Origin of the sequence: Variovorax saccharolyticus, from assembly GCF_030316765.1 — a bacterium.
In the GTDB taxonomy this organism is placed as follows: domain Bacteria; phylum Pseudomonadota; class Gammaproteobacteria; order Burkholderiales; family Burkholderiaceae_C; genus Variovorax; species Variovorax saccharolyticus.
Window position 1 is genome coordinate 906240 of the sequence record NZ_JASZYT010000001.1, and the last position, 18615, is coordinate 924854.

Annotated in this window: 21 protein-coding genes and 1 riboswitch; of the genes, 13 read left to right on the top strand and 8 right to left on the bottom strand. The window is 68.5% G+C overall.

Going from position 1 to position 18615, the window contains the following annotated elements:
• Positions 1-12 precede the first annotated feature (12 nt).
• Positions 13-522 (top strand): LapA family protein, encoded by a 510-nt coding sequence (locus tag QTI45_RS04475; RefSeq protein ID WP_286367547.1) that lies wholly within the window; start codon positions 13-15, stop codon positions 520-522.
• Positions 523-540: 18 nt separating this feature from the next.
• On the opposite strand, the gene QTI45_RS04480 is transcribed toward QTI45_RS04475, so the two are convergent.
• On the bottom strand, positions 541-846 hold the full coding sequence (locus tag QTI45_RS04480) for a c-type cytochrome (protein ID WP_286653616.1): 306 nt from the start codon (positions 844-846) through the stop codon (positions 541-543).
• A 105-nt stretch (positions 847-951) separates the two neighbouring features.
• Here QTI45_RS04480 and QTI45_RS04485 point away from each other — a divergent pair, with 105 nt between their 5' ends.
• Positions 952-1206, top strand: a complete 255-nt coding sequence (locus QTI45_RS04485) for a TIGR04438 family Trp-rich protein (RefSeq protein ID WP_286653617.1) — start codon at positions 952-954, stop codon at positions 1204-1206.
• A 126-nt stretch (positions 1207-1332) separates the two neighbouring features.
• Here QTI45_RS04485 and ilvD read toward each other — a convergent pair whose 3' ends face one another.
• Positions 1333-3027, bottom strand: coding sequence for a dihydroxy-acid dehydratase (gene ilvD, locus QTI45_RS04490; RefSeq protein ID WP_286367550.1), 1695 nt, complete (start codon positions 3025-3027; stop codon positions 1333-1335).
• Between the two features lie 97 nt (positions 3028-3124).
• Between ilvD and QTI45_RS04495 the strand changes: the two genes are divergently transcribed.
• Positions 3125-4063 (top strand): LysR family transcriptional regulator, encoded by a 939-nt coding sequence (locus tag QTI45_RS04495; protein WP_286653618.1) that lies wholly within the window; start codon positions 3125-3127, stop codon positions 4061-4063.
• A gap of 6 nt (positions 4064-4069) precedes the next feature.
• Here QTI45_RS04495 and bfr read toward each other — a convergent pair whose 3' ends face one another.
• Positions 4070-4540, bottom strand: coding sequence for a bacterioferritin (gene bfr, locus QTI45_RS04500; RefSeq protein WP_286367552.1), 471 nt, complete (start codon positions 4538-4540; stop codon positions 4070-4072).
• A 147-nt stretch (positions 4541-4687) separates the two neighbouring features.
• Here bfr and lgt point away from each other — a divergent pair, with 147 nt between their 5' ends.
• The 6 genes from lgt to QTI45_RS04530 all read left to right on the top strand — a co-directional run bounded on the left by lgt (position 4688) and on the right by QTI45_RS04530 (position 11183).
• Positions 4688-5515, top strand: coding sequence for a prolipoprotein diacylglyceryl transferase (lgt, locus tag QTI45_RS04505; RefSeq protein WP_286653619.1), 828 nt, complete (start codon positions 4688-4690; stop codon positions 5513-5515).
• A 102-nt stretch (positions 5516-5617) separates the two neighbouring features.
• A complete protein-coding gene (locus QTI45_RS04510; protein ID WP_286653620.1) occupies positions 5618-6286 on the top strand; it encodes a GntR family transcriptional regulator in 669 nt (222 codons plus the stop codon).
• Positions 6283-7743, top strand: coding sequence for a malonyl-CoA decarboxylase (locus tag QTI45_RS04515; protein ID WP_286653621.1), 1461 nt, complete (start codon positions 6283-6285; stop codon positions 7741-7743). The genes QTI45_RS04510 and QTI45_RS04515 overlap by 4 nt, the downstream gene beginning before the upstream one ends.
• Positions 7744-7815: 72 nt before the next feature.
• Positions 7816-8802, top strand: a complete 987-nt coding sequence (locus QTI45_RS04520; RefSeq protein WP_286653622.1) for a Bug family tripartite tricarboxylate transporter substrate binding protein — start codon at positions 7816-7818, stop codon at positions 8800-8802.
• Between the two features lie 28 nt (positions 8803-8830).
• Positions 8831-9607 carry an enoyl-CoA hydratase/isomerase family protein gene (locus tag QTI45_RS04525; RefSeq protein WP_286653623.1) on the top strand — a complete coding sequence of 259 codons (777 nt, stop codon included), beginning with the start codon at positions 8831-8833 and terminating at the stop codon, positions 9605-9607.
• Between the two features lie 13 nt (positions 9608-9620).
• Positions 9621-11183: a malonate--CoA ligase gene (locus QTI45_RS04530; protein ID WP_286653624.1), complete on the top strand. Its 1563-nt coding sequence runs from the start codon at positions 9621-9623 to the stop codon at positions 11181-11183.
• A 12-nt stretch (positions 11184-11195) separates the two neighbouring features.
• Here the strand turns inward: QTI45_RS04530 and QTI45_RS04535 are convergent, their stop codons facing one another.
• The 5 genes from QTI45_RS04535 to QTI45_RS04555 all read right to left on the bottom strand — a co-directional run bounded on the left by QTI45_RS04535 (position 11196) and on the right by QTI45_RS04555 (position 13868).
• Positions 11196-11621, bottom strand: coding sequence for a universal stress protein (locus QTI45_RS04535; RefSeq protein ID WP_286367559.1), 426 nt, complete (start codon positions 11619-11621; stop codon positions 11196-11198).
• A gap of 66 nt (positions 11622-11687) precedes the next feature.
• On the bottom strand, positions 11688-12131 hold the full coding sequence (locus QTI45_RS04540) for a universal stress protein (RefSeq protein ID WP_286367560.1): 444 nt from the start codon (positions 12129-12131) through the stop codon (positions 11688-11690).
• Positions 12132-12228: 97 nt separating this feature from the next.
• Positions 12229-13044 (bottom strand): sulfite exporter TauE/SafE family protein, encoded by an 816-nt coding sequence (locus QTI45_RS04545; RefSeq protein ID WP_286653625.1) that lies wholly within the window; start codon positions 13042-13044, stop codon positions 12229-12231.
• Positions 13045-13320: 276 nt separating this feature from the next.
• On the bottom strand, positions 13321-13644 hold the full coding sequence (locus tag QTI45_RS04550) for a cell division protein ZapA (protein ID WP_286367562.1): 324 nt from the start codon (positions 13642-13644) through the stop codon (positions 13321-13323).
• Positions 13644-13868 (bottom strand): DUF904 domain-containing protein, encoded by a 225-nt coding sequence (locus QTI45_RS04555; RefSeq protein ID WP_286367563.1) that lies wholly within the window; start codon positions 13866-13868, stop codon positions 13644-13646. Before QTI45_RS04555 ends, QTI45_RS04550 begins: the two co-directional genes overlap by 1 nt.
• A 69-nt stretch (positions 13869-13937) precedes the next feature.
• A riboswitch (cobalamin riboswitch) is annotated at positions 13938-14174 on the top strand.
• Positions 14175-14334: 160 nt separating this feature from the next.
• On the opposite strand from QTI45_RS04555, the gene QTI45_RS04560 reads away from it, so the two are divergent.
• The 4 genes from QTI45_RS04560 to QTI45_RS04575 are packed head-to-tail and all read left to right on the top strand — an operon-like array spanning position 14335 to position 18582.
• On the top strand, positions 14335-16155 hold the full coding sequence (locus tag QTI45_RS04560; protein WP_286653626.1) for a TonB-dependent receptor domain-containing protein: 1821 nt from the start codon (positions 14335-14337) through the stop codon (positions 16153-16155).
• Positions 16152-16718: a bifunctional adenosylcobinamide kinase/adenosylcobinamide-phosphate guanylyltransferase gene (locus QTI45_RS04565; protein WP_286367565.1), complete on the top strand. Its 567-nt coding sequence runs from the start codon at positions 16152-16154 to the stop codon at positions 16716-16718. Before QTI45_RS04560 ends, QTI45_RS04565 begins: the two co-directional genes overlap by 4 nt.
• On the top strand, positions 16715-17581 hold the full coding sequence (locus tag QTI45_RS04570) for an ABC transporter substrate-binding protein (RefSeq protein WP_286653627.1): 867 nt from the start codon (positions 16715-16717) through the stop codon (positions 17579-17581). The genes QTI45_RS04565 and QTI45_RS04570 overlap by 4 nt, the downstream gene beginning before the upstream one ends.
• Positions 17578-18582, top strand: a complete 1005-nt coding sequence (locus QTI45_RS04575; protein WP_286653628.1) for a FecCD family ABC transporter permease — start codon at positions 17578-17580, stop codon at positions 18580-18582. Before QTI45_RS04570 ends, QTI45_RS04575 begins: the two co-directional genes overlap by 4 nt.
• Positions 18583-18615: the final 33 nt, after the last annotated feature.

Here is an 18615-nt window from a genome sequence, read left to right on the forward strand (position 1 = left end):
GGGAAAAGAAAAATGGGATTGAGAACCGCTGTGCTGCTGGTGGTGGTGCTGCTGATCGCGGCATTGGCCGCCTTGAACTGGAGCCTGCTGGTCTCGCCGACGCTGATGTCGGTGGGGTTCATGCAGGTGACCGCGCCCTTCGGGCTGATCATGCTCGGGCTGACCGCGCTGCTGGGCATCTTCTTCGTCGCCTACGTGGTCTACCTGCAGAGTTCGATCCTGCTCGAGACGCGCCGTCACACCAAGGAAATGCAGGCCCAGCGCGACCTCGCCGACAAGGCCGAGGCCTCGCGCTTCACCGAGCTGCGCAATTTTCTCGAGACCCAGGAGAACGCCCACATGGCGCGCAACGCCGAGCGCCACGCGGCGCTGCTGGCGCGCATCGAGCAACTCGAGGCCGCCGCGCGCTCGCGCGCCGACCAGACCGACAACACGATCGCGGCCCACATCGGCCAGCTCGAGGACCGCTTCGATCGCCGGCCGGCGGTGCCGGCGGCGGTCGGCATGCCGCCGGCGGTCTGATCCGCAGCGGCCACCGCGCTACTTGGCCGACAGCACCCAGGCCGCGAGCTTTTTCGCATCCGCCTCGCTGACCTGGTTGTTAGCCGGCATCGGCACCGGGCCCCAGACGCCCGCGCCGCCCTTCATGATCTTGGTCGCCAGCATGTCGGCGGCGCCCTTGGTGTCCTTGTACTTCGCCGCGATGTCCTTGAAGGACGGCCCGAGCACCTTGCGATCGACGGCGTGGCAGCTCATGCAGTTCTTCGAGGTTGCCAGGGCCAGGTCGGCCATGGCGGGCGCGGCGCAGACAAAGCTGGCTGCGACGAGCGAGAGCGCTTTTTTCATGGGGTTGCGGGTGCGTGGGTGCGTTAAAGTCGATCCAACGCGATTGTAGGCAGGGCGGTGGACCGCTTCGCCCGACGCGCTTCTGACTCAACGGAGAAGTTCGCGATGTGGTTTCTGATGCTGGGCCTGCTCGGTGTGGCTCTCAAATATTTCGAGATCGGCTTCGTCGCCACCCTGAGCTGGTGGATCGTGCTGATTCCCTTCGCGCTCGCGGTCGCCTGGTGGTCCTGGGCCGACGCCTCGGGCTACACCAAGCGCAAGGTGGTCGAAAAAGAGAACCAGCGCCGGCAAGACCGCATCGACCGCCAGCGCAGCAACCTGGGCATGCTCACCAGCCGCTCCAATCGCAAGCGGCGCTGAGCAGCCGGGCGCCTCCAACGCGCTCTTCACCAGAAACACCGCGGAACCGGCTTCGCCGGGCCGCTGGTGTTGCCCCCGGCAGGGGGTGGGCGGGCTACACGAAGTGAGCCCAACCTGGGGGCGAGCTCAATACTTGTCGAGCACCGCGCCGGAGCTGGCGCTCGAGGCATTGAAGGCGAACTTCGCCTGCACGCCGCGCGTGTAGCGTGGCGCCGGTGCCTTCCAGCCTTCGCGCCGCTTGGCGATCTCGGCTTCCGGCACGTTGAGTTCGAGCTTCAGTTCATGGGCGTCGATGGTGATCGAGTCGCCTTCGTTGACGAAGGCGATGGTGCCGCCGGCCGCCGCCTCGGGCGCCACGTGGCCGACCACCATGCCCCAGGTGCCGCCCGAGAAGCGGCCGTCGGTGATGAGGCCGACGCTTTCGCCCAGGCCGGCACCGATCAGCGCGCCCGTGGGCGCCAGCATCTCGGGCATGCCCGGACCGCCCTTGGGACCCAGGTAGCGCAGCACCATCACGTCGCCGGCCTTGATCTTGCCGTCGAGGATCGCCTGCAGCGCCGACTGCTCGTCGTCGAAGACGCGCGCCGGGCCGGTGATGACCGGGTTCTTGAGGCCGGTGATCTTGGCCACCGCGCCTTCGGGCGACAGGTTGCCCTTGAGGATCGCGAGGTGGCCCTCGGCGTACATCGGGTTGCCGATCGGGCGGATCACGTCCTGGTCGGCGCGCGGCTGGTCGGGCACATCTTTCAGCACTTCGGCGATGGTCTGGCCGCTGATCGTGAGGCAGTCGCCGTGCAGCAGGCCGGCGTTGAGCAGCACCTTCATCACTTGCGGGATGCCGCCGGCCTGGTGCAGGTCGACCGCCAGGTACTTGCCGCTGGGCTTCAGGTCGCACAGCACCGGCACCTTCTTGCGCATGCGCTCGAAGTCGTCGATCGACCAGTCGACGCCGGCCGCGTGGGCGATCGCCAGGAAATGCAGCACCGCGTTGGTCGAGCCGCCGGTGGCCATGATGACGGCCACCGCGTTCTCGATCGCCTTCTTGGTCACGATGTCGCGCGGCTTGATGTCCTTCTTGATCGCCTCGATCAGCACCTTGGCCGACTCCTTGGCCGAGTTGGCCTTCTCGTCGTGCGGATTGGCCATGGTCGACGAGTAGGGCAGCGAGATGCCCAGCGCCTCGAAGGCCGAGCTCATGGTGTTGGCCGTGTACATGCCGCCGCAGGAGCCGGTGCCGGGGATCGCGCGCATCTCGATCTCGCGCAGGTCCTCGTCGCTCAGGTTGCCGGCGGCGTTCTGGCCGACCGCCTCGAACACGCTCACGATGTTGAGGTCCTGGCCCTTGTACCGGCCCGGCAGGATGGTGCCGCCATAGACATAGATCGCCGGCACGTTGGCGCGCAGCATGCCCATCAGGCCGCCGGGCATGTTCTTGTCGCAGCCGCCGACCACCAGCACGCCGTCCATCCACTGGCCGCCGACGCAGGTCTCGATGCAGTCGGAAATCACTTCGCGGCTGACCAGCGAGTACTTCATGCCTTCGGTGCCCATCGCCATGCCATCGGAAATGGTGGGCGTGCCGAAGACCTGCGCGTTGCCGCCGGCTTCCTCGATGCCTTCGATGGCGGCATCGGCCAGCTTCTGCAGGCCCGAGTTGCAGGGCGTGATGGTGCTGTGGCCGTTGGCGACGCCGACCATCGGCTTCTTGAAGTCGCCTTCCTGGTAGCCCATGGCGTAGAACATCGAGCGGTTCGGCGCCCGGCTCTTGCCTTCGACGATGTTGGCGCTGCGGCGGTTGATCTGGATCGGTTTCGTGTCCATCGTGGTTCTCGCGTTCGTGATCGGGGGGTGCCAAGTATCGGACGATTGATTGATTGCTTCCAATCCTATTTGTCGGTGCTATTGATATGCTTGGCATATGAAAGAAGCAGCAATCGACTTGCGCGCCTGGCGCCAGTTCGTGGCCGTTGCCGAGGAACTGCACTTCGGCCGTGCCGCGCTGCGGCTGCACATGACCCAGCCGCCGGTCACCCAGGCGATCGCCCAGCTCGAGCGCACTCTCGGGGTGCTCCTTTTCGACCGCACGCGGCGCCGGGTGGCGCTGACGCCAGCCGGCGAGGCGCTGCTGCCGGAGGTGCGCGAATTGCTGGCGCGCGCCCAGGCCTTGCCGTCGCGGGCCCGGGCGGCGGCGGCCGGGGAGGTCGGCCGGGTCCGGCTGGCCTTCGTCTCGACCATCGGCTTCGACCAGCTGCCGGGTTGGGTGCGCGCCTTTCGCGAACACAGTCCGCAGGTGGTGCTCGAACTGGTCGAGGCCACCGGCGACGTGCAACTGCGGGACCTGCAGCGGGGCGACATCGATGCCGGCCTCATGCTGCATTCGCCGGGCTTCGCGCCACCGGGGCTCAGCCACCTGCGGGTGGCTGTCGAGCCGCTGGTGCTGGCGCTGCCCGAGCACCATCCGCTGGCCGCGGCGCCGCAGTTGCCGTGGGAGGCGGTGCTGGGCGAGCCGCTGGTGATCTTCCCGCGCCGCATCGCGCCCTCGCTGCATGACGCGGTCTTCGGGCTCTACCACGCGGCCGGCCGGCTGCCGGTGGTGGCGCAGGAAGCGATCCAGATGCAGACCATCGTCAACCTGGTGTCGGCCGGCCTGGGCCTCGCCTGGGTACCCGAGAGCGTGATGCAGTTTCGCCGCACCGGGGTGGTCTACCGCACGCCCGACAGGGCCGGCGCGCGCGGCAGGAAACAGCCGGCGGTTCCGCTGTGCGAGACCAGCCTGGTGTGGCTGGAAGGCGACGCGCACCCGGCGCTGGACCGTTTCGTCGCCTTCGTGCGCGAGCGGATGGAGGAGGGCGGCTGAGCGCCCTCAGGCTTGCGACTGCGTCTGGAGGTAGTTCTCGAGTCCGACCTTGTCGATCAGGCCGAGCTGCTTCTCGAGCCAGTAGGCGTGGTCTTCCTCGGTGTCTTTGAGCTGGGCGAGCAGCAGGTCGCGGCTGACGTAGTCGCCGACGCTTTCGCACAGCGCCATGCCCTGCTTGAGCGCCTCGCGCACTTCGTATTCGGTGTCCAGGTCTTTCTGCAGCATCTCGGGCACGGTCAGGCCGGGCGTGAATTCCTTCGGACGCATGTCGGGCAGGCCGCCGAGCAGCAGGATGCGGCGGATCAGCGCGTCGGCGTGCTGGGTTTCCTCCTGCATCTCGTGGTCGAGGCGGGTGTAGAGCCTCACGAAGCCCTGGTCTTCGTAGATGCGGGAATGGATGAAGTACTGGTCGCGGGCGGCGAGTTCGCCGCGGACCAGTTGCTTGAAGTAATCGATGACTTGGGGGTTTCCCTGCATTGCAGTGTTTTCTTGTTCTGGTAGCCCGCTAGTATCGGCGCCGAATCTGCCGCTGTCGACCGATTCCCATGCGCACGCGGTCTGCATGGGTCTGTGTATCAGAAGCGTTCGCATTGAGGGCTCCGCGCGGGGCGGCACAATCGCCCCATGCTCATGTACCCGCAGATCAACCCCGTCGCGCTGCAGCTCGGACCGATCGCCATCCACTGGTATGGCCTGACCTACCTGGCGGCCTTCGCGCTGTTCTATTTTCTCGGCACCCGCCGGCTCCGGCACGAACCCTTCCGCTCGATCACCGGCCCCGGCGCCTGGACTCGCAAGGACGTCGAGGACATCCTCTTCCTCGGCGTGATGGGCGTGATCGTCGGCGGCCGGCTCGGCTACTGCCTGTTCTACAAGCCGGGCTACTACCTGGCCAACCCGCTCGAGATCTTCTTCGTCTGGCAGGGCGGCATGAGCTTCCACGGCGGGCTGCTCGGCGTGATCGCGTCGATGGTGTGGTTCTCGCGCTCGCGCGCGCGGCCGTTCTGGCAGGTGATGGATTTCGTCGCGCCCTGCGTGCCGACCGGTCTGGCTGCCGGGAGGGTGGGCAACTTCATCAACGGCGAACTGTGGGGCCGCTTCAGCAGCCCGGAGCTGCCCTGGGGCATGGTGTTCCCGCAGAGCGGCTCGATGCTGCCGCGCCATCCGTCGCAGGTCTACCAGTTCCTGCTGGAGGGCCTGCTGCTGTTCGCGCTGCTGTGGCTCTACGCGCGCAAGGACCGCCTCGAGCGCCGGGTGTCGGCCGTGTTCCTGATCGGCTACGGCGCCATGCGCTTCATCGCCGAGTATTTCCGCGAGCCCGACGACTTCCTCGGCCTGCTGGCGCTCAACATGAGCATGGGCCAGTGGCTGTGCGTTCCGATGATCGCCTTCGGCATCTGGCTCTATGCCAGTGCGCGCCCCGCGCCGGTGGCCGGGGCGGTGCGCGGTTGAGCGCTCGCGATCCGGGAGCGCGCGGGTATCCACCGACGCCATGAGGCGTTGCGCGCCGGCGCCCGAGTTCTCATAATTACGCGTAATTACGACAGCCCGAGCATGCGCCTGGTCCAGAACTCCTTGCACCACGAAGTCGCCGCCACCCTGCGCGAAGAGATCTTCGGCGGAGTGCTGGCGCCGGGTGCCTTCATCGACGAGGCCGCGGTCTGCGACCGGCTGCAGATCTCGCGCACGCCCTTGCGCGAGGCGCTCAAGGTGCTGACCGCCGAGGGCCTGCTGCGGCACGAGCCGCGCCGTGGCTGCTTCGTCGCCGAGGTCACGCAGCGCGACCTCGACGAGATCTTCCCGGTGATCGCGCTGCTCGAGGGCCGCTGCGCCTGGGAGGCCGCGCGCAACGCCAGCGATGCCGATCTGGACGCGCTCGAGGCGCTGCACGACCGGCTCGCCAAGCACGCTCGGGCCCGGCGCATCAACGACTACTACGCGACCAACTTCGCGATCCACGAGGCGATCATCATGCTGGCCGACAATCGCTGGCTGACGCAGGTGATCGGCGATCTGCGCAAGATCCTCAAGCTGGCGCGCCAGCAGCAGCTGCATGCACCGGGCCGGCTGGACCAGAGCCTGTCCGAGCATCTCGCGGTGTTCGCCGCACTCAAGGCGCGCGACAGCGACGGCGCCGAGGCGGCCATGCGCACCCACCTGAACCGCCAGCGCGAGGCCCTGCGGGCGGTCGCGCTGCAACAGAAAGCGAAGCTCATCACATGAATGCGAGCGACTGGATCACGCGCGGCGTCTCGCTGCTGCGGCCGGGCCATCCGCCCGGCGGCAAGAAGTCGGCCGCCGATGCGAGCAAGACGAAGAAGATCGGTGCCGGCCCCCGGCCGCTGACCGAGCGGCTCGAGGCCACGCTGCGACGGCCCGGCGAGGCGCTGGCGCCCAGGGCCTTGCGCCGTGCGCTGGTCGAGCTGCAGGCGGTGGTCGACCCCCGGATCAGCGAGGTCGAGGCCGGACGCCGCGCCCATGCGGTGGTGCAGTGGTACGGCGCGCGCGAACTCGACGAGCGGCGGGACATCTGGCTGCTCATGAGCGAGCGTTTCGCACCCGACGTGCAACAGCTCAGCACCGCCCGCGACCGGCACGAGGCGGCGGTCGGCACGCCCGACGAAGGGCAGGCCGAGATCGGGTTGCGGCGCGCGCTGGCCTCGCCGCGCGCGCGGCTGCTGCAACGCTTTGCGATCGATCCCGAAGGCATGCGCTTCCTGGTCGACCTGCGCGCGGAGCTGTTGCCGCACCTCAAGGGCGATCGGCGTCTGCTGCCGCTCGACGCCGAGCTCGAGCATCTGTTCTCGACCTGGTTCGACATGGCCTTCCTCGACCTGCGGCGCATCAGCTGGGACTCTCCGGCCTCGCTGATCGAGAAGCTGATCCAGTACGAGGCGGTGCACGACATCAAGAGCTGGGCCGACGTCAAGAACCGGCTCGACAGCGACCGCCGCTGCTATGGTTTCTTCCATCCGCGGCTGCCCAACACGCCGCTGATCTTCGTCGAGGTGGCGCTGGTCGACCGCATCAGCGAGGGCATCGTTCCGCTGCTCGACGAGGCCGCCGCGCTGGTGCGGCCGGACAAGGCGACGACCGCGATCTTCTATTCGATCAGCAACACGCAGACCGGTCTGCGGGGCGTCAGCTTCGGCGACTCGCTGATCAAGCGCGTGGTCGAGACCTTGCAGGAAGAGCTGCCGCGCCTGAAGACCTTCGCGACCCTGTCGCCGATTCCCGGATCCCGCGCCTGGCTGGCCAGGCATGCGACCGGCATCGTCGAGCGGCTCGACGAGAAGCGCGCCGCGGAGCTGGGCCGCGCGGTCGGCTCGCTGCCGCCGACCGGCGAGCGCTTCCTCGCCGCCGCCGAGGACGCTCATGCGCTCGATGCCAAGTCTCCGGTGCGCCAACTGCTGATGAACGCGGCCGCCGAATACCTCGGGCGCGCCATGGTCGATGGCAAGCCGGCCGATCCGGTGGCGCGTTTCCATCTGGGCAACGGGTCGCGGGTGGAGCGGCTCAACTGGGGTGGCGACCCGTCGCCGAAGGGGCTCAGGCAGTCCTACGGCCTGATGGTCAACTACCTCTACGATCTCAAGCGGCTCGACAAGCACCGCACGCTGCTCGCGCAGGGCAAGGTGGCGGTCTCGAGCAGCATCGACGACCTGTTCCTGAAGAGCTGAGTCAAGACCGATCCGGCATGGGCGCGCGGGCTCGCGGCGCAACAGAGTTCAAACAACGACAGGAGACAAGCGATGATTCCAGTATTTCAACGGCGCGACGTGCTGCGCCTGGCAGCGGCGAGCGCCGCAGTTGTGGCGGGCGGCGCACGCGCGCAATCGAACTGGCCGACCCGGCCGGTGACGATGATCGTGCCGTTCCCGGCCGGCGGCGGCACCGATGCCTTCGCGCGGCCGCTGTCGGCGCAGTTCTCCAAGCTCACCGGGCAAACGCTGGTGATCGACAACCGCGGGGGCGCCGGCGGCACCCTGGGTGCGACCATCGCGGCCAAGGCGGCACCGGACGGCTACACGCTCTTCATGGGCGCCGTGCATCACGCGATCGCGCCGTCGGTCTATCCCAAGCTCGACTACGACATCGAGAAGGATTTCGTGCCGCTGCTGCTGTTGGCCAACGTGCCGCAGGTGGTGGTGGTGAATCCGAAGCGGGTGAGCGACACCACGCTGAAGGCCTTCGTCGCCAACGTCAAGCAGAACCCGGGCAAGCTCAACTACGCGTCGGCCGGCGCCGGCACCTCGCATCACCTGGCGGGCGAGTTGTTCAAGATCCAGACCGGTACCTATATCACGCACATTCCCTATCGCGGTGCGGGGCCGGCGCTGCAGGACCTGATCGCCGGCAATGTCGACGTGATGTTCGATGGGCTCGGGTCCTCGGCCCAGCACATCAAGGCCGGCCGGATCAAGGCGCTGATGGTCGCCGGCAGCAAGCGCAACCCGGCCTTTCCAGACGTGCCTTGCGCCGCCGAGGTCGGCCTGCCCGACTACACCGTGACCACCTGGTACGGCCTGTGGGCGCCCAAGGGGACGCCCGCGGACGTGCAGGCGAAGATCATCGACGACATGAAGAAGGCGCTCGCCAGCGACGAGCTGAAGACCATCTGGTCCAGCAACGGTTCGGAGATCCCGAACGTCACGGGCGCAGCCTACGCCGCCTTCGTGAACGCGGAGATCAAGCGCTGGGCCGTGGTGGTCAAGGCCTCGGGGGCCAAGCTCGAATGAGCGCGGTTTGCCGAGCGTGGGGGATCGCATGACTGCTTCGATCTCCCTGCACTTCGAGGGGCCGCTGGCCTTCGTCACCCTGTCGAATCCCGGCCGGCTCAACGCGATGACGCGCGGCATGTGGCGCGAACTGCGAGAAGCCTTCGAGCGGCTGGCCCGCATGCCGGCGCTGCGCTGCGTGATCGTCGGCGGGGAGGGCGGCGCCTTCTGCGCCGGCGGCGACATCTCCGAATACCCTTCGTTCCGTTTCGATGTCGCCCGCCTGCGGGCGTTCCACGAGGACGAGGTCTGGGCCGCGCTGGCGGCGATGCTGGCGTGTGAGCTGCCGCTGGTGGCCCGCATCGAAGGGGCCTGCATGGGCGCAGGGCTCGAGATCGCGAGCTGCTGCGACATCCGCCTGTCCGCCGCATCGGCGAAGTTCGGCGCGCCGATCGCCAAGCTCGGATTCCCGATGGCGCCGCGCGAGGCGGCGCTGGTGCAGGGCGCGATCGGCGACGCGCTGGCGCGCGACATGCTGCTGGCCGCCGGCATCCACGGCGCGCAGCGCCTGCTGGAGGCCGGCTTCCTGCTGAGCCTGCTGCCCGACGCCGACCTGGAGGCAGCGGTGCTGGCGCATGCGCGCCGGATCGCGACGCTGGCGCCCACGGCCGCCCGCCTCAACAAGGCCACTTTCGCCGCCTTGCGGCAAGCCGGCGCGCAGCAGGCGGCCGCGCCGCTGGTGGCGAGCGCCTACGATTACGCCGACTCCGCCGAGCACCGCGAAGGCATCGCCGCCTTCCTCGACAAGCGGACGCCGAGCTTCTGATTTCGACATCGACATGACCGACACTGCCAACGCCAATCTCTATGCCGTGCTGCGCGCGGCTTTTCCCTCCGACCTCGACGCCATCGCCGTCGAGACCGACGACGGCCTGTTCTATTCGTGGCGCGACCTCGATCGCGCCAGCGCGATGATCGCCAACCTGCTCGACGCGCTGGGTTTAGAGAAGGGCGCCCGCATCGCGGTCCAGGTCGAGAAGTCGGTCGAGGCCATGATGCTGTACCTCGCGACCCTGCGCGCGGGCTATGTCTTCCTGCCGCTCAACACCGCCTACCGGGGCGCCGAGATCGAGTACTTCATCGGCAATGCCGAGCCGGCCGTGGTGGTCTGCAGCAGCGGCAACGCCTCGTGGGTGGGCGCTATCGCGACCGCGGCGGGCACCCGCCATGTCTTCACCCTCGACGACGACCGCAGCGGCACCCTGCTCGAAGTGGCGGCGCAGTGCAGCGACCGGCATGCGGTCGCCGCGAAGCAGGAGGACGATCTCGCCGCCATCCTCTACACCAGCGGCACCACCGGCCGCAGCAAGGGCGCGATGCTGACGCACCGCAATCTGTCGTCGAACGCCGAAGTGCTGAAGGACTACTGGGGCTGGCGCAGCGGCGACGTGCTGATCCACGCGCTGCCGATCTTCCATGTGCACGGGCTCTTCGTCGCGATCCACGGGGCGCTGATCAGCGGCAGCCGGATGATCTGGCTCAACCGCTTCGACCCGGCACGCGTGGTCGCGCGGCTGCCCGAGGCCAGCGTCTTCATGGGCGTGCCGACCCTCTACGTGCGCATGCTGGCCGAGCGCGGCCTGACGCGCAAGGCCTGCCGCAACATGCGCGTCTTCATCTCGGGTTCGGCGCCGCTGCTGATCGACACCTTCAACGCCTGGCGCCAGCGCACGGGCCACACCATCCTCGAGCGCTACGGCATGAGCGAGACCGCCATGCTCACCTCCAATCCCTACAGCCCGGTGCAGGGCGAGCGCCGCGGCGGCACCGTCGGGTTCCCGCTGCCGGGGGTGCAGCTGCGCGTGCGCGACGACGCCGGCGCGGCGTGCCCGACCGACGAGATCGGCCGCATCGAAGTCGACGGGCCGAACGTGTTCGCCGGCTATTGGCGCATGCCGGAGAAGACCCGCGAAGAGTTCACCCCGGATGGCTTCTTCAAGACCGGCGACGTCGGCAAGTTCGATGGACTGGGCTACGTCACGATCGTCGGACGCAGCAAGGACTTGATCATCAGCGGCGGCTACAACGTCTATCCGGCCGAGATCGAAGGCTATATCAACGAGTTGGCGGGGGTGGCCGAGAGCGCCATCGTCGGCGTGCCGCACGCCGACTTCGGCGAGGTCGGCGTGGCGATCGTCACGGCCCGGGCCGGTGCGGTCGTCGATGGCGACGCGATCATTGCCGAACTCAAGGCGAAGCTCGCCAACTTCAAGATCCCGAAGCGCTGCTTCGTGGTGCCCGAACTGCCGCGCAATGCCATGGGCAAGGTGCAGAAGGCGCTGCTCAGGGAGCAGCACAAGGCATTGTTCGCCCATGCGGCCGGCGGCGCGCCGCCGGCCTGAGGCGCTTGCGCGCTACTGGACCAGCAGCACGGAGATGTCGGTCTCGGCCACCACCTTGGTGGCGACGGAGCCCATCAGCGCGCGGCCGAAAAGGCCGTGGCCGTGCGTGCCCATCACGATCAGTTCGACGCCGTTCGCATTGGCGGCCTTGAGGATCTCCTCGGCGGCGTGGCCGTGGCGCTGGTCGACGGTGTAGCCGGTGATGCCGGCCTTCGCCAGTGCCGCCTTGACCGGCTCGATGACCTTGGACGTTTCCTCGGCGTAGTAGTCCTGCACGATCTCCTTGCTCAGGTGGCGCGTGACATGGCCGGGAACGCCGACGCACACGTGCACCACCACCAGCTGGTTGCCGTCCAGGAACATGCTGCGATGCTTCGCCAGGTAGTCGAGCGCCTTTTGCGTATGGGCGCTGCCGTCGACGGCGATCAGGATCTTCATGCGTAGCCTCTCGATGTTTCTCTTGTGCGCGGTGAACGGACCGCGTGCCGTGGTTATAAACCGGACTCAGCGCAGGACCAAGACCGGCAGATCCGAATGGGTCAGCACATGCTGGGTCTCGCTGCCCAGCAGCAGCCGCTTGATGCCCTGGCGGCCGTGCGAGGCCATCACGATCATGTCGCTCTCGTGCTTCTTGGCGGCGGCGACGATGGCGTCGCCGACCAGATCGGCGCTGACGGTCGTGGTCTGGATCTTGACCCCGCTGGCCTGTGCCTGCGCGGCGATCTCGTCGAGCGTGGCCTGCGCCGCCTCGGCCCATTGCTTCTCGATGCGCCCGATGTCCTCGGGCGTGAAGACCGCGGCGCCGTCGAAGTAGTTGGTGGGGTAGCGCGGCACCACGGTCAGGGCGACCAGCTCTGCACCGTTCTGTGCCGCCAGCGCGATGGCGCTGGCCACGGCCTTCTTGGACAACGGCGAGCCGTCGGTGGCGACCAGGATTCGCTTGAACATGATGGCTCCTGTGGTTGGACCATCGGGAGCTTAATACAACGGCCGTCCAGGCCTGTTTGATTCAGGTCAAAGGGCGGGGGGAATCCGCCCGACCCGCTCAGCCGCGCAGCCCCTTCCAGAGCATGTAGGCGGCCAGCAGGTAGAGGATGCTCGCGAAGATGCGCTTGAGCTTGCTGACCGGCAGGCTGTGGGCGGCGCGTGCGCCCAGCGGCGCGACGATGAAGCTGCAGACCGCGATCACCGCCAGCGCCGGCAGCCAGATGTAGCCGAAGGAGCCGGCCGGCAGGTTCTGCACCGACTGGCCGCTGGCCACGTAGCCGACCACGTTGGCGACCGCGATCGGGAAGCCCAGCGCGGCGCTGGTGGCGACCGCGTTGTGGATCGCGACGTTGCACCAGGTCATGAAGGGCACGCTGATGAAGCCGCCGCCGGCACCGACCAGGCCGGAGATGAAGCCGATCGCGCCGCCGGCGCCGAACTGGCCCGCGGTGCCCGGCATCTGGCGCGTGGGCTTGGGCTTCTTGTCGAGGAACATCTGGGTCGCCGAGAAGCCGACGAAGAGCGCGAAGAAGATGGCCAGCGCGGTGCCCTTCAGCAGGCTGAAGACGCCGAGGCTGCCGATCAGGCTGCCGATCACGATGCCGGGCGCCAGCCGTCGGACGATGTCCCAGCGCACCGCGCCGCGCTTGCGATGGGCGCGCACGCTCGAGATCGAAGTGAAGATGATGGTCGCCATCGAGGTCGCGATCGCCATCTTGACCGACAGGTCGGCAGCGACGCCGCGGTGGCCGAGGATGATCGTGATGAAAGGCACCATCAGCATGCCGCCGCCAATGCCGAGCAGGCCGGCGAGGAATCCGGTGCCGACGCCGAGCAGCGCGAGTTCGGCGATCAACAGGGGTTCGATCAACATTCGCAGAAATCCAGAAAAAAGCCACGGCGCCCGTCACGGGGCCGTGGCTGTCAGGGAAAGGGTGTCTGCGAGTGTGAGCCGGACCCGCATCCTGAACCAGGGTTCAGGTGGGCGAGGTCAGCAAGGCTTCGGGTTCATCTGACGCGAGATGATCACACCTGCCAGGCGATATTCCAAGCCCCGCTCCGTAGAGCATTGGTACAAGGAAATATAGAGTCCGGCCTCGCACCGCAGACGAAGCGTATTTTACGCCCGCCGCCGGCCTTGCGGCCAATGTCAGAGCAAATGTCCGTCGCCGGCGAGGGCCTGGTCGAGGCGCTGGACGAGTTGGGCGCAACGGGCGTCGTCCTCGGTGGCGTCGGTCGCCGGTGCCGATGGGGGGGCGGGCGCCGGTTCGGCTTCGCGCTGCACCAGGTCGAAAGCCAGGTTCAGCGAGGCCAGGACGGCGATGCGGTCGCGCGCCTTGACCTTGCCGGCATCGCGGATCTTGCACATCGCGGCATCGACGCGTTCGACCGCTTCGCGCAGTTGCGCTTCGCCGCCTTCGGGGCAGCCGAGCAGGTAGCTCTGGCCCATGATCTGGACTTCGATTTGTTTCATCAGGGAGCGCTGGCGTCTTGGCCGGGATCGGCGGGCAGTTGGTCGAGCAGGGCGTCGAGCCGCGTGCGCGCCGCGGCAAGCCGCGATTTGAGGGTGTCGCGTTCGCGCGTGAGCGCGTCGACCTGGTCCTGGAGAAGCGCATTGGTGCGCTGTACTTCCTCATGGCGCACGAGCAGGCGTTCGACGCGCTCGGCGATCTGGTCAATACGGCTCGGTGCAGGCATGGAGGGCGATTGTAGTTACCGGCGCCGGCGCGTTTGCCGCCCAGCGCGCAAGGCATATGCCAACAAACCCTACAATTCCGCGCGTTGGTGCTCGCGCCGCGGTTCACGCGTCGCAGTTCAACGGGAAGCAGGAGGCAAAGCCCATCGGGTCGAGCCAGCCTGCGCTGCCCCCGCAACGGTCAAGCAGCCGGCATCCTCGGATGCCGCCCTCGTCAATCAGCCACTGGGCGCCCTGAAACAGGCGCCTGGGAAGGCGGCGAGGGTCGCGCTGCCAGCCCGGATACCGGCCAACGAGGCGGCCGCCGCATGGCTTGAAGCATGACGGTGGCCATGGCGTCCATGCGCCGGCGGGGAAGCCGGCAAAGGGCAGTTATCTTTTGTCGCTCCCATGAAAATCTGCGCTTCTTCCGCTCCTGCCCACCGCAGCGCTTTACCGTGCCCGCCTGCGCGTGCCCATGCCGTCCCGATGGCGGTCGCCACCCTGATGGCCGGCCTTGCCGGCCTGCCCACGCTGGCCTCGGCGCAGGAGGCCGCGGCTCCCGCGCTGCCCGAAATGGTGGTGACCGCCACCCGCGTCGCCACGCGTGCCGATGAACTGGTGTCGGACACGGTGGTGATCGAGCGGGCCCAGATCGAGCAGCAGGCGAGCCGCACCCTGCCCGAGATCCTGGCGCGCATGGCCAACGTGCAGATCTCCGCCAACGGCGGGCTGGGCAAGGGCAGCAGCGTGTTCATCCGCGGCGCCGAAGCGCGCCACACGATCTTCCTGATCGATGGCGTGCGCTACAGCTCGGCGACGCTCGGCACGCCGGTCTGGGAGAACATCCCGGTCGAACTGATCGACCGCATCGAGGTGGTCAAGGGGCCGGCCTCGGCGATCTACGGCAGCGACGGTGTCGGCGGCGTGGTGCAGATCTTCACGCGCAAGGCGGCACCGGGCGAGACCGTGTTCAACCCGCGGGCCTCGACCACCATCGGCAGCGACCAGTACAAGCAGATCACCGGCGGCTTCAGCGGTGCTGCGGGCGCCGCGACCTATTCGCTCGACGTCACGCGGACGCTGGTCGACAGCTTCTCGGCGACCAACCGCAATGTGCAGTTCGGCAATTTCAATGCCGACCGCGATCCGTTCTCGCAGACCGGTGCCAACGCGTCGCTCGGCTACCAGTTCAATCCGGACTGGAAGGTCGAGGCCGGCATGCTGTATGCCGATGGCCTGAACCACTACGACGACGGCCCGGGGCGCGACACCCGCGGCATCCTCAGGACCCAGAACGGCTATCTGGGCGTCAATGGCCGCGTGCTGTCCAACTGGACCACGCAGCTGCGCTACGCGCGCAGCGAGGACTACTCGCGTGCGATCGTGGCGGCGCCGTTCAACCTGCCGGGCCTGTTCGACACGACGCAGGACCAGTACCTCTGGCAGAACGACATCGTGACCCCGATCGGCACCGTGGTGGCCGGTCTCGAGCGGCGCGAGCAGGATGTCAAGAGCGACACGAAGTACACGGTGACCGACCGCACCATCGACTCCGGCTTCGTCGGCCTGAACGGCAATGCCGGCGCCCACAGCTGGCAGCTCAGCGGGCGGCACGACAGCAATTCTCAGTTCGGGGACGCCGACACCTGGTACGCCGGCTACGCCTACCGAATCACGCAGAACTGGCGCGTGAGCCTGTCGCAGGGCACCAGCTTCGCGGCGCCGTCGTTCAACCAGCTGTACTTCCCGGGCTTCGGCAATCCGGCGCTGCTGCCCGAGGAGGGCAAGAACACCGATGCCAGCATCACCTGGACCGAAGGCGCCCACACCGTCAAGCTGGTCGGCTACGACAACAAGATCCAGGGCTTCATCACCAACACCACGCTGCCGCAGAACATCCCCGAGGCGCGCATCACCGGCGGCACGCTGAGCTACGACGGCCAGTTCGACGGCCTGGGCCTGCATGCCAGCTACGACTCGCTCGATCCGCGCAACGAGGTCACCGGCAAGCAGTTGCCGCGCCGGGCGAAGAACCAGACGACGCTGGCGATCGACTACACGACCGGGCCCTGGAAGCTCGGCGCCTCGGCGCTGAGCGTGGGCAGCCGCTTTGACGACGCGGCGAACACGCGCACACTGGGCGCCTACACCACGATCGATCTCTATGTGGACTACCGCTTTGCCAAGGACTGGTCGGTGCAGGGCCGCATCACCAACCTGACCGATGAACACTACGAGACGGCCTATGGCTACAACCAGGCCGGATTCGGCGCCTACCTGACCTTGCGGTGGCAACCGAAGCAATGAGCATCGCCCGTCGCGAACTGATCCTGGGGGGTCAGAAGAGCGGCAAGTCGCGCCGCGGCGAGCAACTGGCCGCGGCGTGGCTGGCGCGCTCGTCGTCGCACCGCGCGGTGCTGGTCGCGACCGCGCGGGCCCTGGACGAAGAGATGCTGGCGCGCGTCACCCGCCATCGCGAGGATCGCGCGGCGCGGGTGCCGGCCCTCGCCACGGTCGAGGAGCCGGTCGCGCTGGCACAGGCGATCCGCGAGCAGGGTGCTGCCGAGACGCTGGTGCTGGTCGATTGCCTGACTTTGTGGCTGACCAACCTGATGATGCCTTCGGGCGCGTCGCGCCTGCCGTTGCCGGTCGACCGCGCGGTGGACGAACTGCTGGGCGCGATCGCCGATGCGCCCGGGCCGCTGGTGGTGGTCGGCAACGAGATCGGCCTCGGCGTCATCCCGCTGGGACGGGAGGTTCGTGCCTTCGTCGACCGGCTGGGCCTGCTGAACCAGCAGGTCGCCGCGGCCTGCGAGCGGGTCACGCTGATGGCGGCCGGGCTGCCGCTGAGCTTGAAGGACGCTTCATGAAGCTGTTGGCCAGGCTTGCGCTCTGCGCACTGCCGCTGGCGTTCGCGCTGGCGGCCCAGGCGCTCGTCGTGACCGACGAGCGCGGCGCCGCCGTCGACCTGCCGAAGCCGCCCCAGCGCATCGTGACCCTGCTGCCGTCGCTGACCGAATCGGTCTGCGCGCTCGGCGCCTGCGATCGGCTGGTCGGCGTCGACCGCTATTCGAACTGGCCGGCATCGGTGCGCGGACTGCCGCAGGCGGGCGGCGGCATCGACCCCAATGTCGAGGCCATCGTCGCGCTCAAGCCCGACCTGGTGCTGCTGGCGAAGTCGTCGCGGGTCACAGAGCGGCTCGAGGCGCTCGGCCTCAAGGTGGTGGTGCTGGAACCGAAGAACCATGCCGACGTCCGGCGCGTGCTGGACGCGCTCGCCAAGGTGCTGGGCGTGGGCGCGGGCGACGCTCAGACGGTCTGGCGCGCGATCGACGCCAGCGTGTCGGCGGCGGCGCAGTCGCTGCCTGAAAGCGTGAAGCGCACGCGCGTCTACTTCGAGATCAACAGCGCTCCCTATGCCGCCGGCGAGGCCTCCTTCATCGGCGAGACGCTGGCGCGGCTGGGCGCCCGGAACATCGTGCCGGCCGCGCTCGGCCCGTTCCCGAAACTCAATCCCGAGTTCGTGGTGCGCGCCGATCCCGACCTGATCATGGTCGGCGAACGCAGCGCCCAGGGCCTGGAGCAGCGGCCGGGCTGGAGCCGCATCAAGGCCGTTCGCGAGGGCCGCATCTGCCGCTTCACGGCCGAGCAATCCGACGTGCTGGTCCGGCCCGGGCCGCGCATGGGCGAGGCGGCGCGCCTGATGGCCGACTGCCTGCTGGAGCGTCGGTGAAGGGCGAGCATCGTCGCGCGCTGCTGCTGGGCATCGCACTGCTGCTGGCGGCCGCCGCGCTGCTGCTGCTCGGAGCCGGCATCGGCAGCACCGGTTTCGAGAACCTGCTGGCGGCGGCCGACGATCCGGTGGCGCTGCAGATCGTGCGCGACATCCGCCTGCCGCGCACGCTCGGCGCCTGGTTCGCGGGCGCGCTGCTCGGGCTGGCGGGCGCGGTCGCGCAGGGGCTGTTCCGCAATCCGCTGGCCGATCCCTACCTGCTGGGGAGCGCCTCGGGCGCCTCGCTCGGCGTCGCGCTGGCGCTCTGGCTGTTCGGCCTGTCGCCGACCAGCACCCAATGGGTGGTGCGGCTCGGGCTCACCGGCGCGGCCTTCCTCGGGGCGGTGCTGGCGGTGCTGCTGACCCTGATGCTTGCGCGCGGCGTGCAGCAGACGCTGCGGCTGCTGCTGGCGGGCGTGATCGTCGGCGTGGTGCTCGGCGCCGCCAAGGACCTGCTGACCATCGCCTCGACCGACATCCTGCAGGCGATCCAGGGCTTCATGCTCGGCAGCACCGGCCTGGTCGGCTGGAGCGCCTGCGCGGTGATGGGCGCGCTCGGCGCCGTCTGCCTGCTGCTCGGATGGGCGCTGGCGCCGGTGCTGGACGGCCTTGCGCTCGGCGAGGCGACCGCCGCCAGTCTCGGGCTGCCGCTCGGCGCGATGCGCGCGGCGCTGGTGGCGGTGCTGGCATTGGCGACCGGCGCCGCCGTGGCGCAGACCGGCCTGATCGCCTTCGTCGGGCTGGCGGCGCCGCACCTCGTGCGCTCGGCGGTCAAGACCACTCATGCGCGGCTGATCCTGCTGTCGACCGCGATGGGCGGGCTGCTGCTGATGGCGGCCGACCTGCTGGCCCGCTGGCTGGTCGCGCCGCAGGAACTGCCGGTCGGCGTGCTGACCGCGGTGCTCGGCGGCACCTATCTGCTGTGGCTGATGCATCGGCGCAGCGCGCGGGGTGGGCTTTGACTTCGCTCGCCGCGCTGGACCCGGCTGCGCTCG